The sequence below is a fragment of the Ramlibacter sp. genome, from assembly GCF_035706265.1.
Lineage (GTDB): Bacteria > Pseudomonadota > Gammaproteobacteria > Burkholderiales > Burkholderiaceae_C > Ramlibacter.
Map to the genome: position 1 here is coordinate 1 of NZ_DASSVG010000474.1, position 2,490 is coordinate 2,490.

The following is a 2,490-nucleotide window of genomic DNA, read 5'->3' on the forward strand; positions in this document are numbered from 1 at the left end:
CACGCGCTGGCCGTTGGCGCCCACGGCGTGCAGTGGCACTGGGGCCTCACGATCACCGCGGTGCATCCCGGCGAACTGCTCGCCGACGGCGCGCGCCTCGCCTTCGACCACGTGTTCGACGCCCGCGGCACCGGCGCGCGGCTGCAACTGCCGGTGCGCGGTGTGCGCGGCGAGATCTTCTGGCTGCAGGCGCCGGGCCTCGAACTGCACCGCCCGGTGCGCCTGCTGCATCCGCGCCATCGCGTGTACCTCGTGCCGCGCGCGCCCGACCTGGTGGTCGTGGGCGCGAGCGAGATCGAGAGCGAGGACCGCTCGCCGGTCTCGCTGCGCAGCACGGTCGAACTGCTCGCCGCCGCCCACAGCGTGCTCCCCGAACTGGCGGAAGCCCGCCTCGTGCACAGCGAAACCAACCTGCGCCCCGCGCTGCCCGACAACCTGCCGCTGCTGCAATCGCAGGGCGGCCTCACCCGCATCAACGGACTGTTCCGCCACGGCTGGCTCATCACGCCGGCGCTGGTGGAGCGCGCCCTGCAGGAGCTGCATCCATGAACCAGACCACCGTCATCACTGTCAACGGCGAGCCGCGCAGCGTGGAGGACACCACCACACTGGCCGACCTGGTCGCGGCGCTGGGCCAGCCGCCCGCGGCGCTCGCCACCGCCGTGAACGGCGAGTTCGTGCCGCGCTCGGAGCGCGCCACGCTGCGCCTGCGCGAGGGCGACGCCGTCTTCACTTTCCAACCCATCACCGGAGGATGAACACCATGGGACTTCGCATCGCCGACACGGAACTCGCCAGCCGCTTCTTCCTGGGCACGGCCGGCTACCCGTCGCCGCAGGTGCTGCGCGAGGCCATCGCGGCCTCCGGCACGCAGGTGGTCACGCTGAGCCTCAAGCGCCAGCTCGCCAACGCCGGCACGCCCAACGACTTCTACAAGCTGATCCGCGAAAGCGGCGCGCGCCTGCTGCCCAACACGGCCGGCTGCCGCACGGCCAAGGAAGCCGTGAACATGGCGAAGATGGCGCGCGAGATGTTCGAGACGAACTGGATCAAGCTGGAGGTGATCGGCGACGAGTACACGCTGCAGCCCGACCCGTTCGAGCTGGTGGAAGCCGCACGCACGCTGGCGAAGGACGGCTTCGTGGTGCTGCCCTACTGCACCGACGACCTGGTGAGCTGCCAGCGCCTGCTCGATGCCGGCTGCAAGGTGCTGATGCCCTGGGGCGCGCCGATCGGCTCCGGCCAGGGCCTGCTGAACCCGAGCGCGCTGCGCACCCTGCGCGCCCGCCTGCCGGACGTGACGCTGGTGGTCGACGCCGGCATCGGCTCGCCGCGCGACGCCGTGCAGGCGATGGAGCTGGGCTACGACGCCGTGCTGGTGAACACCGCCGTGTCGCAGGCCCGCGATCCGGTGAAGATGGCGCAGGCCTTCCGCCTCGGCGTGGAGTCGGGCCGGCTCGGGTACGAGGCCGGCGTCATGGCCAAGCAGGAAATGGCGGTGCCCAGCACCCCGGTCACGGGCCAGCCGTTCACGCTCTGAAGCGGTGAAGATCGCCACCTTCAACGTCAACGGCGTGAAGGGGCGGATGCCCCGGCTGCTGGAGTGGCTGGAGGAGGCGCGGCCGGACGTGGTGTGCCTGCAGGAGATCAAGACGGCCGACGCGACCTTCCCGCACAAGCCGCTGGAGCAGGCCGGCTACGGCGTGCTGGTGCACGGGCAGCGCTCGCACCACGGCGTGGCGATCCTCGCGCGGGGAGAAACGCCGGTGGAGGTGCGGCGCGGGCTGCCGGGCGATCCGGAGGACGTGGCCGCGCGCTGGCTGGAAGCGAAGGTGCGCGGGCTGCACGTGGTCTCCGTGTACCTGCCGAACGGCAATCCGGTGCCGAGCCCGAACTTCGACTACAAGCAGCGCTGGATGCAACGGCTCGTCGCCTACGGCGAGACGCTGCTCGCGGCCGGCGCGCCGACCGTGCTGGCCGGCGACTTCAACGTGGTGCCGACCAACTTCGACATCTACAACGCCGGCAGCTGGCGCTTCGACGCGGTGCTGCAGCCCGAGACGCGCGCGCTGTGGGAGCGCTTCATGGCGCAGGGCTGGGTGGATGCCACGCGCCAGCTGCATCCGCAGGAGCGCATCTACACCTTCTGGGTCAACGAGGCGGCGTTCCGCCGGAATGCCGGGTTCCGGATGGACTTCCTGCTGCTCTCGCCGGCGCTGGTGCCGGCGTTGAGGAACGCGGAAGTGGATGCGGCGCAGCGGGGGCGCGAGAAGCCGAGCGACCATGCGCCGGTGTGGATCGAGCTGGATGAGCCCCAGCTGGCTGGGCGGCATTCGTAGGCTGGTGCTGACCGCGCGCAACGCGCGCCGGAAGCCCAGCGCCTCGCGGCGCTCGCGCATCGCTGGGCTTTCGCTTCGCTCCAGCACCAGCCTACGAAATCGCACCGCCCTCCGAGATCGCGCCAGCGTACGAAACGCCAGCCCGCCTCAC

General features: G+C 71.2%; 4 protein-coding genes. All 4 read left to right on the plus strand.

The window, feature by feature from the left end:
- Positions 1 to 549, plus strand: a 549-nt coding sequence (locus VFM98_RS16985; RefSeq protein ID WP_325111082.1) for an FAD-dependent oxidoreductase, incomplete at its 5' end; no start/stop codon positions are given.
- Positions 546 to 758, plus strand: coding sequence for a sulfur carrier protein ThiS (gene thiS, locus VFM98_RS16990; protein ID WP_325111083.1), 213 nt, complete (start codon positions 546 to 548; stop codon positions 756 to 758). The genes VFM98_RS16985 and thiS, both read left to right, overlap by 4 nt.
- Before the next feature lie 5 nt (positions 759 to 763).
- Positions 764 to 1,540: a thiazole synthase gene (locus VFM98_RS16995; protein WP_325111084.1), complete on the plus strand. Its 777-nt coding sequence runs from the start codon at positions 764 to 766 to the stop codon at positions 1,538 to 1,540.
- Positions 1,541 to 1,544: 4 nt separating this feature from the next.
- A complete protein-coding gene (gene xth, locus VFM98_RS17000; RefSeq protein ID WP_325111085.1) occupies positions 1,545 to 2,339 on the plus strand; it encodes an exodeoxyribonuclease III in 795 nt (264 codons plus the stop codon).
- Positions 2,340 to 2,490: the final 151 nt, after the last annotated feature.

What these genes read in the sequence shown, in the direction of transcription:
- thiS (WP_325111083.1), top strand. Translation starts at nt 546, where the DNA reads ATGAACCAGACCACCGTCATCACTGTCAACGGCGAGCCGCGCAGCGTG.
- VFM98_RS16995 (WP_325111084.1), top strand. Translation starts at nt 764, where the DNA reads ATGGGACTTCGCATCGCCGACACGGAACTCGCCAGCCGCTTCTTCCTG.